Raw genomic sequence first — 2625 nt, forward strand, 5'->3', positions numbered from 1 at the left:
TGATTTACCAGTATTTGAGCAAAGTATAGTATCAGAAGAAAGTCAATTGTTAGATGTAACTCAACTTTAGAAGAAGAAAGAGGAAAGAAGGAAGAGGAAAAAATCTTACTTTGTCTGAGTTTTAAGCTTTGGATATATCCTAATCTTTTCTTCGATTCATACTAGTTTTTAAGCCAAATAATATAGTTATTTCAGTTTATATTGAGGCAAGGTTTTTTTGTGTTGAAATAGTTTTAGTTAAAAAGTATTAAATTCTTAATTTTTAATGACTATAGTATCAGAAAAAAATTAATTATTTAGATGTAACTAAACTCTAGAACTATGGAACAGGGATTCAGAGCTTTAAATTTTTTATATATAGCCTATTCCATGTAAGTGTAGTACAGTGATTTTAGTAGATTTGATTAATAAGAATGAAAGCTTTATTCCATACTTCAAAAACTATTTAAAAATTTAGTACTACTGTATCTCATAAACCTGGAAACCGCTGTATTTAGCTTTAGTGATTAATAGACGATATTTTCAGAAGAAAATTAATTATAAAGAAATTATCAAACTGATAAGAACTAAGCTTAACAATAACCACCAAATAGTATTTCTTTGAAGCCAAAATTTGACAGTTCCAAACCAACTAATACGATTAAAATTAGTAGGAGGTACAAGGGGCTCAGATTGGTCGTGATAAAGGGTACAATTTTTAGCATAGGGACGTTGAGGAAAATTACAGGTATCATCAAAATGGTAGATACAACTATTACACAAATATTCTTCTGTTTGAGTGTGATAAATAGGAATTCCTGGATGACCAAAAGCTTTCAGAGAAACTCCACAATACGGACAAGCGATCGCCTGACTATCAATTTGTTGATGACAACGAGGACAATTTGACATTTTGATTATGCTAGATATGTTAAATTCAAGAACTTTTTTCATCTACAGTTTAAATTTGTAGCTTAATTCTAAGTTAGTTGCTCCTTAATACCTAAAAATATGGAAAGAGGCAAAAAATATGGATAATACTGAAAATCTACTTAAACAACTTTTAATGATAGGCATTGGTACAACTTCCCTAGTGGCCGAAAAAATACAGGAAGTCACTAACCAATGGGTTAAAGATGGTACTATCAACCCAGACCAAGCTAAAACTTTTGTTGATGATATAATGCAGCAACTTAGGTCAGAGCAAGGAAACTGGGAAACTCAGATGCAGCGACAAATGCGGAATGTCATGCAGGATATAGGTGTTCCTCGTCAATCTGAATTGGACGAACTCCGGGGTCGTTTGGACCGTTTGGAGCGTCAGATCCGAGATTTAGAAAATCGCAATTGGCGTTAGATCAAGTCAAAATTCAAAATTCAAAAGTTAGAAGTTAGATTCTTGCTGTGATTAAATTTGAGAAGTGTGAGAATGTCCTAACTTCCCTGACAACTGCTATGTCATTTAACAATATCTGGAACCTTAGTTAAAGTTAAACTTTCATATTAATTTTTGGTTTTTGACTTAATTATATGGAAGATTGATTTTAGTATCAAATATTATAGTTATTAACTTTTCAGTTGTTACGCTCTGTTTTTTCTGTTTGATTTTTTTTCAAAAATACAAATTAGAGAAAATAGGAGGTTGTTTAGAGTGTTTATAAAGTCAGCTGCGAGATTGGAAAAATTACAACTGACCGTAGTGTAGCTGCAAAATATAGTAGTTATAATTTAAACTTCAACTGAGAATTTTTGACTTTTAACTTAAATTAGGAGGATTAATTTTGCGAGGAATTATTATTAGTATGGCAGTAGTAATATTCTGTGGTTTAGTTTTGATTGTTGCTCAAATCACAGGTTCGGAAAAAGGGGCAGTTGCTTCTCAAAATACACCAAGTACTATAAATTCTACTGAAGTTCAAGAACAAGTGGCAGAAAATATTATGACTGAAAATAACGAAGAAACTATTACTACTGAATCTGGTCTTCAGTATGTGGTCTTGAAAGAAGGAGATGGGGCTACTCCTCAAGCAGGCCAGACTGTTGTGGTTCACTATACTGGAACTTTACAGAATGGTTCTAAATTTGATAGTTCTCGCGATCGTAATCAACCTTTCCAATTTAGAGTTGGCGTAGGTCAAGTTATTAAAGGTTGGGATGAAGGGGTAGGTAGTATGAAAGTTGGTGAACGTCGTAAGTTTACTATTCCACCAGAATTAGGGTATGGCGCTCGTGGTGCGGGTGGGGTTATACCTCCTAATGCTACTCTGATTTTTGATGTGGAATTATTGAGAATTGCGAATTAATTAGGTAGCAAGCATTTCCTTCGGACTGCTGCGTAAACAGCTATCAGCAAGCCCTAATTAGGGTTTGCTGAACAAGTCTTTTTGCTAAGGCAGGGAGTAGGCAGTAAGCAGTAGTGAAGAGTCAAGAATTGGAAGGAGTTGTAGAGGATTTACAAAGGAAAAATTATCCCAAGATTGTTCTGCCTCTATACTTACCCCAATACTCATTTTTTGAGCTTTGTGAGGCAAAAAACTGCTACTTTTTCACTACCTATAAAGGCCAAGACCTTGATATATCCAGACTTTTAGATTTAATCAGCAAGCCCTAATTATAATTGTTAATAGGGAATAGAGACTTGTTCTC

The 2625-nt window shown here is 33.6% G+C and carries 3 protein-coding genes; 2 read left to right on the top strand and 1 reads right to left on the bottom strand.

All coding sequences use genetic code 11. From position 1 onward, the window contains the following. Positions 1-537: 537 nt before the first annotated feature. Positions 538-891, bottom strand: a complete 354-nt coding sequence (locus AC3DU7_RS30720) for a zinc ribbon domain-containing protein (RefSeq protein WP_488043026.1) — start codon at positions 889-891, stop codon at positions 538-540. Positions 892-1009: 118 nt separating this feature from the next. Here AC3DU7_RS30720 and AC3DU7_RS30725 point away from each other — a divergent pair, with 118 nt between their 5' ends. Next, positions 1010-1336 carry a phasin family protein gene (locus AC3DU7_RS30725; RefSeq protein ID WP_488043027.1) on the top strand — a complete coding sequence of 109 codons (327 nt, stop codon included), beginning with the start codon at positions 1010-1012 and terminating at the stop codon, positions 1334-1336. A 424-nt stretch (positions 1337-1760) separates the two neighbouring features. Further along, positions 1761-2282: an FKBP-type peptidyl-prolyl cis-trans isomerase gene (locus AC3DU7_RS30730; protein WP_488043028.1), complete on the top strand. Its 522-nt coding sequence runs from the start codon at positions 1761-1763 to the stop codon at positions 2280-2282. Positions 2283-2625: the final 343 nt, after the last annotated feature.

This window comes from Okeania sp. (genome assembly GCF_983059655.1).

What these genes read in the sequence shown, in the direction of transcription:
- AC3DU7_RS30720 (WP_488043026.1), bottom strand. Translation starts at nt 891, where the DNA reads ATGTCAAATTGTCCTCGTTGTCATCAACAAATTGATAGTCAGGCGATC.
- AC3DU7_RS30725 (WP_488043027.1), top strand. Translation starts at nt 1,010, where the DNA reads ATGGATAATACTGAAAATCTACTTAAACAACTTTTAATGATAGGCATT.